Annotated in this window: 8 protein-coding genes; 2 read left to right on the top strand and 6 right to left on the bottom strand. The window is 69.1% G+C overall.

All coding sequences use genetic code 11. The features are described 5' to 3' along the window. Nucleotides 1-267: 267 nt before the first annotated feature. The 6 genes from pgl to tkt are packed head-to-tail and all read right to left on the bottom strand — an operon-like array spanning nucleotide 268 to nucleotide 8,409. Complete coding sequence (gene pgl / locus ACZ5IK_RS13805; RefSeq protein WP_465487980.1) at nucleotides 268-1,023, bottom strand: 6-phosphogluconolactonase; 756 nt, start codon at nucleotides 1,021-1,023, stop codon at nucleotides 268-270. Beyond that, complete coding sequence (gene opcA / locus ACZ5IK_RS13810; protein WP_465487981.1) at nucleotides 1,020-2,030, bottom strand: glucose-6-phosphate dehydrogenase assembly protein OpcA; 1,011 nt, start codon at nucleotides 2,028-2,030, stop codon at nucleotides 1,020-1,022. Before opcA ends, pgl begins: the two co-directional genes overlap by 4 nt. Then, complete coding sequence (zwf, locus tag ACZ5IK_RS13815) at nucleotides 2,027-3,556, bottom strand: glucose-6-phosphate dehydrogenase (RefSeq protein ID WP_465487982.1); 1,530 nt, start codon at nucleotides 3,554-3,556, stop codon at nucleotides 2,027-2,029. The genes opcA and zwf overlap by 4 nt, the downstream gene beginning before the upstream one ends. Next, nucleotides 3,553-5,172 carry a glucose-6-phosphate isomerase gene (locus tag ACZ5IK_RS13820; protein ID WP_465487983.1) on the bottom strand — a complete coding sequence of 540 codons (1,620 nt, stop codon included), beginning with the start codon at nucleotides 5,170-5,172 and terminating at the stop codon, nucleotides 3,553-3,555. Before ACZ5IK_RS13820 ends, zwf begins: the two co-directional genes overlap by 4 nt. An 8-nt stretch (nucleotides 5,173-5,180) precedes the next feature. After that, a complete protein-coding gene (gene tal / locus ACZ5IK_RS13825) occupies nucleotides 5,181-6,293 on the bottom strand; it encodes a transaldolase (protein ID WP_465487984.1) in 1,113 nt (370 codons plus the stop codon). Nucleotides 6,294-6,306: 13 nt separating this feature from the next. Then, nucleotides 6,307-8,409: a transketolase gene (gene tkt / locus ACZ5IK_RS13830; protein ID WP_465487985.1), complete on the bottom strand. Its 2,103-nt coding sequence runs from the start codon at nucleotides 8,407-8,409 to the stop codon at nucleotides 6,307-6,309. Between the two features lie 301 nt (nucleotides 8,410-8,710). On the opposite strand from tkt, the gene ACZ5IK_RS13835 reads away from it, so the two are divergent. Beyond that, a complete protein-coding gene (locus tag ACZ5IK_RS13835; RefSeq protein ID WP_465487986.1) occupies nucleotides 8,711-9,691 on the top strand; it encodes a heme o synthase in 981 nt (326 codons plus the stop codon). 85 nt (nucleotides 9,692-9,776) lie between these two features. Continuing rightward, the gene (locus ACZ5IK_RS13840) at nucleotides 9,777-11,018 is read left to right on the top strand and encodes an MFS transporter (protein ID WP_465487987.1); all 1,242 of its coding nucleotides are present in this window, start codon (nucleotides 9,777-9,779) and stop codon (nucleotides 11,016-11,018) included. Nucleotides 11,019-11,034: the final 16 nt, after the last annotated feature.

Consider the following 11,034-nt stretch of genomic DNA (forward strand, 5'->3'; position numbering starts at 1 on the left):
CACCGGACCACCTGGGCTCGGTGGTCCGCTGATCACTCCGACGGATGCCGGCGCCGGTTCTGACGCCAGTGGTGCCGGTTTTTGATCTTCGTCACGTTTCGTGGTCGCACGGTGACCCTTCCGTGCGTCCTGCTCGACCTTCAGAGTAGTGAAGAGAGACCCTCCCGGACTTCCGCCATGGGAGTGTCACGAGGCCCCGGAAACGCGTGAAGGCCCCCTTCCCTCGGCTGAGCCGAGGGAAGGGGGCCTTCACGCGCAAAGAGAAGGTCAGCCCGCAGGCGTTTGATAGACCTTCGTCAGCTTCGAGGCGGAGCCCTGGTCCAGCAGCCAGAGCGTGCGACGGCTGCCGCGTGCTCCCGCCACCGGGATCTGGACCTCGCCCGCCCCGGCCAGCGCCTGTGCGACGGCGTCCGCCTTGGCGTCGCCGCCGGTGACCAGCCAGATGTCCTGCGCGCGACGGATCGCGGGCAGGGTCAGCGAGATCCGGGTCGGCGGCGGCTTCGGGCAGTCGCGGACCGCGACGACCGAAAGCTCCTTCTCGTACACCGCGGGGCTTTCCGGGAAGATCGAGGCGGTGTGCCCCTCCCCGCCGAGGCCCAGCAGCATGATGTCGAAGGCCGCGTCGTTGGCCGCCAGGACCTCCGCGTAGGCCGCGGCGGCGGCATCTACGTCGTCGCCGAACTCGCCGTCGGAGGGTGCCATGGCGTGCACCCGCTTCGGGTCGAGCGGGACATGGTCGAGCAGGGCCTCGCGGGCCTGCTTCTCGTTGCGCTCGTCGGAGTCCGCCGGGACGAAACGCTCGTCGCCCCAGTAGAGGTCGAGACGCGACCAGTCGATGGCGTCACGGGCGCTGGAGTCACGCAGTTCCCGTAGGATCGCGATCCCGGTGCCGCCGCCGGTGAGCACCACCGAAGCCGAGCCCTTGGCGGCCTGGACGTCGACGATCCGGGTGACCAGCCTGGCCGCCGTGGCGGCGGCCAGGAGGTCCGGGTTCTGGTAGACGACGACCTCGGTCTTGCTCATGAGGCGCTCTTCTTCGAAGCGGCGACAGGGGCCTTCTTCTTGGAAGCGGCCGGGGCCGCCTTCTTCGCCGGAGCGGCCTTGACCGTGGTGCCCGACGAGATCTTGGAGAGCCCGTTCAGCGAAGCCTCGTAGACCTCGTCCGGGTCGAGCCGCCGCAGCTCCTCGATCAGGCAGTCCTTGTTGTCCCGCCGCTGCAGGGCGATCCGGCGCGTCGGCTGGCCCGGCTGGGTCAGCGTGCCGACCCGCCCGTCCGGCCGGTGCAGTTCCACCGGGCCGGAACGCCGCTCCAGCGTCACCGAGATGATGCCCGCGGCACCGGTGCTCTTGACCCGCTTCACCGGCACCTTGAGGTACTCGGCCAGCCAGCCCGCGAGCAGTTCGGTCGACGGGGAGTCGGCCTCACCGGTCACGGTCGCCCCGGTGACCTTCTCATGCGGCGGAAGGTCCAAAGCGGACACCAGCTGGGCGCGCCAGCTGGTCAGCCGGGTCCACGCCAGGTCGGTGTCACCCTCCACATAGGACTTTGCCCGGGTGGTGAGTGCCCGCACCGGCGCCTTCTCCGCCGCGGAGTCGGTGATCCGGCGCTGGGCCAGTTCACCGAGCGGGTCCTTGGCGGGCGCCTTCGGGCCGGTGCCGGGCCACCAGGTGACGATCGGCGCGTCGGGCAGGAGCAGCGGCACGACCGCACTCTGCCCCTGCGAGGCCAGCGGACCGTAGAGCCGCAGGACGATGACCTCGCTCGCGCCGGCGTCGCCGCCGACCCGGATCTGGCCGTCGATCCGCGGTGCCGCGGTCCGCGCGCCCTTGGCCACCACGATCACCCGCGAGGGGTGCTCCCGGCTGGCCTCGTTGGCGGCTTCGATCGCTTCTTCGAGCCGGTCGTCGTCGTCGGCCACTATGACCAGCGTCAGCACCCGGCCGAGTGCCACCTGCCCGCCTTGTTCGCGGATCTCGACGAGTTTCTTGTTCAGCTGCGACGTCGTGGTCGACGGCAGGTCGATGATCACGGACGCCTCCAGTTCCGGCCGGTACGTTCCAGCATTTCGTCCGCGGACGGCGGTCCCCACGAACCAGGCGGGTACGCCTCGGGCGCGCCCTTCTTGGCCCAGTGGTCGAGGATCGGGTCGAGGATCTCCCAGGACAGTTCGACCTCTTCGTTCACCGGGAATAGCGACGGCTCGCCGAGCAGCACGTCCAGGATGAGCCGCTCGTAGGCCTCCGGCGAGGACTCGGTGAACGCGTGCCCGTAGCCGAAGTCCATGGTGACGTCGCGGACCTCCATCGTGGTCCCCGGCACCTTCGACCCAAACCGCAGCGTGATGCCCTCGTCGGGCTGCACCCGGATCACCAGCGCGTTCTGGCCCAGTTCCTCGGTCGAGGTCGAGTCGAACGGCAGATGCGGCGCCCGCTTGAACACCACGGCGATCTCGGTGACCCGGCGGCCCAGGCGTTTGCCGGTGCGCAGGTAGAACGGCACGCCCGCCCAGCGGCGGTTCTGCACCTCCAGCGTCACCGCGGCGTAGGTCTCGGTGGTCGAGTCCTTCGCGAAACCGTCTTCCTGCAGCAGGCCCGGCACCTTCGAGCCGCCCTGCCAGCCGCCCGCGTACTGCCCGCGCGCGGTGGTCTCTTCCAGCGGTCCCAAGGGTTTCGTCGCCGAAAGCACCTTGACCTTCTCGGACCGCAGCGCGCGCGGCGCGAACGAGACCGGCTCCTCCATCGCGGTCAGCGCGAGGAGCTGCAGCAGGTGGTTCTGGATGACGTCGCGTGCGGCGCCGATGCCGTCGTAGTACCCCGCGCGGCCGCCGAGACCGATGTCCTCGGCCATGGTGATCTGCACGTGGTCGACGTAGTTGGCGTTCCAGATCGGCTCGAACAGCTGGTTCGCGAACCGCAGCGCCAGCAGGTTCTGCACCGTCTCCTTGCCGAGGTAGTGGTCGATGCGGAACACCGACTCCTCGGGGAAGACGTCGTTCACGATCTCGTTGAGCTCCTTGGCGCTCTTGAGGTCGCGGCCGAACGGCTTCTCGATGACCACGCGGCGCCAGGTGTCGTCGCTCGCGTCGGCGAGGCCGGAGCGGGCGAGCTGCTTGGTCACCACCGGGAACGCGCTCGGCGGGATCGACAGGTAGAACGCGGTGTTGCCACCGGTCCCACGTTCGGCGTCGAGGTCCTTGACCGTCTGCGCGAGCCTGTCGAAGGCGTCGTCGTCGTCGAAGGTGCCCTGCACGAAACGGATGCCTTCGGCGAGCCGGTTCCACACCGACTCCTTGAACGGCGTCCGCGCGTGCTCCTTGACCGAGTCGTGCACGAGCTCGCCGAAGTCCTGGTGCTCCCAGTCCCGGCGGGCGAAACCGACCAGCGAGAACCCGGCGGGCAGCAGCCCGCGGTGGGCGAGGTCGTAGATCGCCGGCATCAGCTTCTTGCGGGCGAGGTCACCGGTCACGCCGAAGATCACCAGGCTGGACGGCCCGGCGATCCTCGGCAGCCGCTTGTCGCGCGGGTCGCGCAGCGGGTTGCTCCAGGCTCGGGTCACTCGCCTGCCTCCTGTACCGCGCGGACCAGTTCGGCCAGGCCGGCGGCCCGGTCGGTGAGGTGCAGCCGCAGCACCGGACGACCGTGCTCCGCGAGCACCTGGCCGTCACCCAGCGCCTGAGCGTGCTGCAGGACGCCGAGCGTGTACGGCCGGTCCGGAACGTCGAGATCCTGCTCGACCGCGCCGGTGATCTGCAGGAAGACGCCGTTCTGGTGCCCGCCCTTGTGATACTGGCCGGTGGAGTGCAGGAACCGCGGCCCCCACCCGAAGGTGGTCTGGCGGCCGGTCCGCTTGGCGATCTCGCCGCGCAGGAGCGACGTCGACGCGTCGTCGAGACGGTCGAGGTACGCCTGCACCGCGATGTAGCCGGTTTCCGGTGCGGAGTCGAAGAAAGCCCGCAGAATGTCCGCGAGCTTCCCGTCGGTGGTCACTCCATCCGAGCCGAACACCTGGACCGCGCCGTCCACAGTGGACGGCTCTTCGCCCCCCTTGAGCTTGTCCGGGTTGTCGAGCAGCGACCGCGCGGCCTTCTTGGCGGCCTCGACGTCGGGCTGGTCGAACGGGTTGATCCCGAGCAGCCGTCCGGCGAACGCGGTGGCGAACTCCCACAGCAGGAACTGCGCGCCGAGCGAGCCGGTCACGGAGATCTTCGCGGTGCCTTCGGCCTGACCGACGGCCACCGGGGTGGCGTCGTCCTTGGCGTCGGCGAACCCGGGGGAGTCCGGGCCCTCGACGGCGACCGGCAGGAGACCGGTGCCCTGCTTGCCGGTGGACTCGGCGATCAGCTGCTCCGCCCAGTCGGCGAAGCCCTTGATGCCGGATCCAGTGTCAGCGATGACGACTTTCTCGGCGCCCTTTTCGTGCGCCGCGACCCACGCCGCCGCCAGCTTGACCGCGGGGTTGTCCACGGAGTCGGCTGCCAGCGTGTCCGCCACCGAAGCGGCCTGGTCGAGCAGGCGGGCGACGTCCGCGCCGGCGAGCCCTGCCGGGACGAGCCCGAACGCGGTCAGCGCCGAATAGCGGCCGCCGACGTTCGGGTCGGCGAGGAAGACCTTGCGGTAACCCTCCTTTTCGGACAGTTCCGCGAACGGCGAGCCCGGGTCGGTGACGACCACGATCCGCCGCGCCGCGTCGATGCCCGCGTCGGCGAAGGCCTTCGCGAAGATCCGCCGGTGGCTGTCGGTCTCGACGGTGCCGCCGGACTTCGACGACACGACGATGACCGTCCGCTCCAGGTCACCGGCGAGCGCGTCGGCGACCTGACCCGGGTCGGTGGTGTCGAGCACGGTCAGCGCGACGCCGTCCGTCGCGGTGATCACTTCAGGTGCCAGCGACGAACCGCCCATGCCGGCGAGGACGACGCGGTCGACGCCCTCCGAGCGCAGGTCGGTCCGCAGTGCCTCGATCTCGCCGATCAACGGCCGCGAGGACTTGTGCAGCGTCGTCCACGAGAGACGGATCGACGCTTCGGACTCGGCTTCGGGACCCCACAGTGTGGCGTCCTGGGACGCCAATTTCGATGCGACCTGATCGGCGACGAGCCGCTCCGCGAACGGAGCGGCTTCGCCGGCCAGGGCGGCGTCGACTATTTCGACGCCGGTCGTTTCCCCTGCCATGGTCCAGTTCAGTCCTTTGCCTTTTCCAGCTGCCCGGTGACGGTCTCGAGAAGTTCCACCCAGGACTTCTCGAACTTCTCGACACCCTCGTTCTCGAGGGTGAGGAACACGTCCGTGATGTCGATGCCGACGGCGCTCAGCTTGTCGAAGACGGCCTGCGCGTCGGCGCCCTTGCCGGTCACCGTGTCACCGGTGACGTCGGCGTGGTCCGCGGCCGCGTCGAGGGTCTTCTCCGGCATCGTGTTGACCGTGTCCTTGACGACCAGCTGGTCCACGTAGCGGGTGTCGGAGTACTCCGGGTCCTTCACGCCGGTGGAGGCCCACAGCGGACGCTGCGCGTTCGCGCCCGCCTCGGCGAGCTTCTTCCAGCGGTCCGTGGCGGAGAGCTCTTCGAACGCCGCGTACGCGAGCCGCGCGTTGGCGATGGCGGCCTCGCCGCGCAGCGCCTTGGCTTCGTCGGTGCCGATGGCGTCGAGCCGCTTGTCGATCTCGGTGTCCACACGGGACACGAAGAACGACGCGACCGAGTGAATGCCCTTGAGGTCGTGGCCGTTGGCCTTGGCCTGCTCGAGCCCGGCGAAGTAGGCCTCGATGACCTTCTTGTAGCGCTCGACCGAGAAGATCAGCGTGACGTTGACGCTGATGCCTTCGGCCAGCGTGCGGGTGATCGCCGGGAGACCTTCTTCGGTCGCCGGGATCTTGATCAGCACGTTCGGCCGGTCCACGGTCTTCCACAGGTCCTGCGCCTCGGCGACCGTCTTGTCGGTCTCCTTCGCCAGCCGCGGGTCCACCTCGATGGACACTCGGCCGTCGACCCCGTTCGTGGCGGTGTAGACGTCGCGGAACAGGTCCGCGGCGTTGCGCACGTCGGTGGTGGTCAGCTCGCGGATGGTGGCCTCGACGTCGGCGCCGCGCGCGGCGAGCTCCTTGGTCTGCTCGTCGTACGCTTCGCCCTTCGACATCGCGTTCGCGAAGATCGTCGGGTTGGTCGTCACGCCCACGACGTGCTTGTCGCGGACGAGACCGGCGAGGTTGCCGGTGTTCAGGCGCTCACGGGACAGGTCGTCGAGCCAGATCGATACCCCGGCCTCCGACAGCTGCGCGAGCTTGTCGTTGCTCATGCTTGGCTCCCCTTCAGTTCTTGGTGTTGGCGATCGAGCGACGGGCGGCGTCGACGACGGCTTCCGCGGTGAAACCGAACTCGCGGAACAGAGTGCCGGCGTCGGCCGAGGCACCGAAGTGCTCGATCGAGACGTTCTCCCCGGCGTCACCGGTGAAGCGGTGCCACGAAAGGGCGATACCGGCTTCGACGGAGACGCGTGCCTTGACCGACGGCGGCAGCACGGAGTCCTTGTAGGACTGGTCCTGCGCGTCGAACCACTCGACACACGGCATCGAGACGACGCTCGCCGTGATGCCGTCGGCTTCGAGGGTCTTGCGGGCCTCGACGGCCAGCTGGACCTCGGAGCCGGTCGCGATCAGCACGACCTGGGGCTTGCCGTCGGACGCTTCGGCGAGGACATAGCCGCCCCGCTTGACGCCTTCGGCGCTGGTGCCCTCCAGGACCGGCACGTTCTGCCGGGTGAGCGCGAGGCCCGACGGGTGGTGGACGTCCTCCAGGACGGCCTTCCACGCGTACGCGGTCTCGTTGGCGTCCGCCGGGCGGACGACGTTGAGGCCGGGGATCGCGCGCAGCGAGGAGAGCTGCTCGATCGGCTGGTGGGTGGGGCCGTCCTCGCCCAGGCCGATCGAGTCGTGCGTCCACACGTAGGTGACCGGCGCCTTCATCAGCGCGGCCAGCCGCACGGGCGGGCGCATGTAGTCGGAGAAGATCAGGAACGTCGCGCCGTAGGGACGGGTGCCGCCGTGCAGCGCGATGCCGTTGAGGATCGAGCCCATCGCGTGCTCGCGGATGCCGAAGTGCAGCGTCCGGCCGTACGGGCTGGTCTTCCACATGTCGGTGGAAGCCTTCTCCGGGCCGAACGAGTCGGCCCCCTTCATGGTGGTGTTGTTGCTCTCCGCGAGGTCCGCGGAACCGCCCCACAGCTCGGGAAGCGGCTCAGCGAGCGCGTTGAGCACCTCACCGGAGGCCTTGCGGGTCGCGATGCCCTTGGCGTCCGGCTCCCACGTCGGCAGGTTGTCGGCGAAGCCCTCGGGAAGCGTGCGGGTGGACATCCGGTCCGCGATCTTCTTGCGCTCCGGGTTGGCGGCGCCCCACGCCTCGAACTTCTCCTGCCATTCGGCGCGCGCGGTCTTGCCGCGGTCGACGGCCTGGCGGGTGTGCGCGATGACCTCGTCGTCGACCTGGAAGTTCTGCTCCGGGTCGAAGCCGAGGATCTCCTTGACCGCGGCGACCTCTTCGGCGCCCAGCGCGGCACCGTGAGCCTTGCCGGTGCCCATCTTCTTCGGCGCCGGGTACCCGATGACGGTCTTCAGCGCGATGAAGGACGGGCGCTCGGTCTCCGCCTTCGCGGCCTTGATGGCCTCTTCGATCGCGACGACGTCCTCGCCACCCTCGACGACCTGGGTGTGCCACCCGTAGGCCTCGTAGCGCTTCACGACGTCCTCGGACAGCGCGATCTTGGTGTCGTCCTCGATCGAGATCTCGTTGTCGTCCCAGAAGACGATCAGGTTGCCGAGCTCCTGGCGGCCGGCGATCGACGAAGCCTCGGCGGTGACGCCCTCTTCGATGTCACCGTCGGAGGCGACCACGTAGACGTAGTGGTCGAAGATGCTTTCGCCGACGGCGGGCTCCGGGTCCAGCAGGCCGCGCTCGCGGCGGGCCGCCATCGCCATGCCGACGCCGTTGGCGAGACCCTGGCCGAGCGGGCCGGTGGTGGTCTCGACGCCCTTGGTGTGGCGGTACTCCGGGTGACCCGGGGTCTTCGAGTCCCATTTGCGAAGCTGCTTCAGGTCTTCCAGCTCCAGGCCGAATCCGGCGAGGTACAGCTGGATGTAGAGGGTCAGGCTCGAGTGTCCTGCGGAGAGGATGAAGCGGTCGCGGGCGGGCCACTCGGGGTCCGCCGGGTCATGACGCAGCGTCCGCTGGAACAGCGTGTAGGCGAGCGGCGCGAGGCTCATCGCGGTGCCGGGGTGACCGCTGCCGCAGTTCTCGACCGCGTCCGCGGCGAGCACCCGAACGGTGTCGACGGCCCGCGTGTCGAGGTCGGTCCAGTCGGCGGGCACGTTGCGCCGGAGGAGTGGGTTCTTCTCGCTGGTAGAGGCGGTTTCGGACACTGAACTCGAACTCCCCGTCATCAGGTTGTGGCTTCTCTTTCCCTCGTGGGTAACCCACGTGTACCGCTACTAATCTCAATCGATCCGGAAGGGACGATATTCCTGCTCCGGGCCGTTCGCAGAGGCACGCCGCGACCTACCGCGGCCAGCCTAATGGTTCGGCCGGTCGAGGACCCGCGATCACCCTCTGGAAACAGCACGTCTAACATCGAGGAAGGGTTCAGAACGCAGGGATCCGGGGCCCGCCACATCACCCGGAAGCCTGGTGGGCCCCGCCCCGAAAACTGACGCAGGGAGTGAAATGTCGTTGGTGAACGCTGCGCACGGACGCAGTGACAGCACCAGCGCCGTACATCCGACCGGTGAACGACCGCACGGTGGCCGGCGAACAATCCGCCAGGTCGTCGGCGCGTACGCCGCCCTCGCGAAGCCCAGGGTGATCGAGCTCCTCCTCGTCACCACGATTCCCGCGATGTTCCTGGCAGGCCGGGAAATCCCGTCGCCTTGGCTGGTACTCGCGACGCTCGTGGGCGGCACCATGGCCGCCGGCAGTGCGAACGCCTTGAACTGCGTCATCGACGCGGACATCGACAAGGTGATGAACCGCACCAAGCGCCGTCCGCTGGTGAAGGAATCGGTGCCCCGCCGCGGCGCGCTGATCTTCGGTCTCGTACTCGGCGTGCTGTCCGCCGTGGTGCTCTATTTCACGGTGAACCTGCTCTCGGCGATCCTCGCGATCGCGACGATCCTGTTCTACATCTTCGTCTACACGCTGGTGCTGAAGCGGCGTACGTCACAGAACGTGGTCTGGGGCGGGGCGGCGGGCTGCATGCCGGTCGTCATCGGCTGGGCCGCCGTCACCGGCACCGTCGAGTGGCCCGCGTTCGTGATGTTCGGCGTCATCTTCTTCTGGACCCCGCCGCACACCTGGGCGCTGGGCATGAAGTACCGCGACGACTACGAGCGCGCCGGCGTTCCGATGCTGCCGGTGGTCGCCACCCCGCAGCACGTGGCGCGGCAGATCGTCATCTACTCGTGGGTGATGGTCGCCTGGACGCTGCTGCTGGTCCCGGTGACGAGCTGGATCTACACGACGTTCGCGATCCTGGCGGGCGGCTGGTTCCTCTTCTACGCGCACAGCCTCAACGCGGCGGTGCGGCGCGGCGAGGAGACCAAGCCGATGTCGCTGTTCCACCGGTCGAACACGTACCTGATGATCGTGTTCGTCGCGCTGGCCGTGGACGCCGCGATCGGCCTCCCCGCCATCGGCCTGCCCTTCTAACTCTCTCTCGTCCCGCAATTCGTCCTCTAGTGGCGGTAGTTCAGCGTCGAACTACCGCAACTAGAGGACGAATTGCGTTGGGGGCGTGTCCCAAGGGGTGGCACGCCGCGACGCGCTGGGTTACCCGTCGGTACGGTCCGGCAAGGTGACGTCCACAACCGAACGCCCGGCCACGGTTCGCGCCGTGCGGGCGACCATGGCGGTCGCCTGCCTGGTCGTCTTCACGGCCCAGATGGCGACGACGATCTACCTGCCCTCCCTCCCGGTGATCGAGCACGACTTCGCGGTGTCGCGCAGCTTCGCGGCGCTCTCGGTGTCGCTGTTCGTCATCGGCGCGGCGGCGCCGGTGGTGCTGTGGGGCTGGCTGGCCGACCGCCTCGGACGGCGTCCGGCGATGCTCGCGGCGCTGGGCCTGTTCGTCGTCTCCAGCGCGGTGCTGATCGTCAACACCGCGCCCGCCTGGCTGCTGATTCTCCGGTCCCTGCAAGGGATCGGCGCCGGCGGCGCGGCCATCATCGCCCGTATCGCGGTCCGGGACCTCGGCGGCGGCGACGCGCTCGCCAAACGGCTTTCGGTGCTGTCCATCGCGTTCGTCACCGCGCTCGGCGGCGGGCAGTTCCTCGGCGGGCTGATGGGCGGGTGGCAGGCCGGGTTCGCCGTGCTGACCGCGGCGGGGGTGATCTGCGTCATCGGCACCCTGACGATCCCGCTCACCCGGGGCGGCGGGGAGACGACCGGCGTGATCCGGATCTATCTCCGGATCCTCACCGTTCCGGCGTTCCTGCTGCCGACGATCGCGGCCGGACTCGGCTTCGCGACGATCGTGCTCCTCCAGGAGGTCGCTCCGTTCGTCTTCCAGCGGCACTTCGGCCTGAGCGCGGACCAGTACGGCGGCCTGGGCCTCCTGTTCGGGCTGGCCTACTTCGGCGGCGCGTTGCTGGTGAACCGGCTGGCGGGCAGCAAGGGCTCGTCCTGGCTGATGCGGGCGGGCGCGCTGGTCATGACCGGTGCGGGCGCGTTGACGATCGCCTTGTGGCTGATCCCCGGGATCCCGCTCACGGCCGCGCTCGTGACGTTCGTCGCCCTGTACTGCGGGACCACCTTCGGCCAGGCCGCGCTCTTCCCGAGCAGCATGGCCGTCGCGGTGAGCGAGGTGCCGGGACACGGTGCCTACGCCGTCGCGCTGTGCGGTTTCGTCGCGCAGTCCATCGCGGGCGTCGCGGCCACCTTCGCCGTCCTGCTGCACGAGAACCTCGTGTGGGCGAGCGTCGCCACCGGTCTTTCCCTGGCGGCCTTCCTCCTGGTCCGCGTGCGCACGCGGGAATGAGATGATGGCGGGCGCC

The sequence above is a fragment of the Amycolatopsis sp. NPDC031561 genome (assembly GCF_055580625.1).

Excerpts from the sequence above, each read along its gene's own strand:
- pgl (WP_465487980.1), bottom strand. The coding sequence starts at position 1,023 with ATGAGCAAGACCGAGGTCGTCGTCTACCAGAACCCGGACCTCCTGGCC.
- ACZ5IK_RS13820 (WP_465487983.1), bottom strand. The coding sequence starts at position 5,172 with ATGGCAGGGGAAACGACCGGCGTCGAAATAGTCGACGCCGCCCTGGCC.
- tal (WP_465487984.1), bottom strand. The coding sequence starts at position 6,293 with ATGAGCAACGACAAGCTCGCGCAGCTGTCGGAGGCCGGGGTATCGATC.
- ACZ5IK_RS13835 (WP_465487986.1), top strand. The coding sequence starts at position 8,711 with ATGTCGTTGGTGAACGCTGCGCACGGACGCAGTGACAGCACCAGCGCC.